The sequence below is a fragment of the Agrobacterium sp. a22-2 genome (assembly GCF_012276985.1).
In the GTDB taxonomy this organism is placed as follows: Bacteria; Pseudomonadota; Alphaproteobacteria; order Rhizobiales; family Rhizobiaceae; genus Allorhizobium.
This window is the reverse complement of sequence record NZ_JAAXMM010000060.1, coordinates 1-445: the sequence shown is the minus strand read 5'-3', so window position 1 is coordinate 445 and position 445 is coordinate 1. Positions and strand designations below refer to the sequence as shown.

The 445-nt window shown below is 60.7% G+C and carries 1 pseudogene; it reads left to right on the top strand.

The window, feature by feature from the left end:
- Positions 1 to 351 (top strand): annotated as a pseudogene (locus tag HFC70_RS26370) (glutamate dehydrogenase); the annotation flags it as partial.
- Positions 352 to 445: the final 94 nt, after the last annotated feature.

Below are 445 nucleotides of genomic sequence, written 5' to 3'. Positions count from 1 at the left end.
GCGCAGACGCTGATCCGCAATGGGGTGAAAGCGGTGGCGGAAGGCGCCAACATGCCGACCACCATCCAGGCCACCGACGCCTTCCTTGACGCCGGGGTGTTGTTCGCGCCCGGCAAGGCGGCCAACGCCGGCGGCGTGGCCACGTCGGGGCTGGAGATGGCGCAAAACGCCGCGCGCATCGGCTGGCGGGCGGAAAAAGTGGATGTACGTTTACAACATATCATGGCGGATATTCACCATGCCTGCGTGGAATACGGCGGCGAGGGCAAGCAAACCCACTATGTACACGGCGCGAATATCGCCGGTTTCGTTAAGGTTGCGGAGGCGATGCTGGCGCAGGGCGTGCTGTAATCGGGCGCAAAGGTGATCTTGTTCACACATCGATTAAATGCTTCAATGCCGGCTCCTTCGCCGGCATTTTTTTCCGCGTCCAAGCCATCAAAAT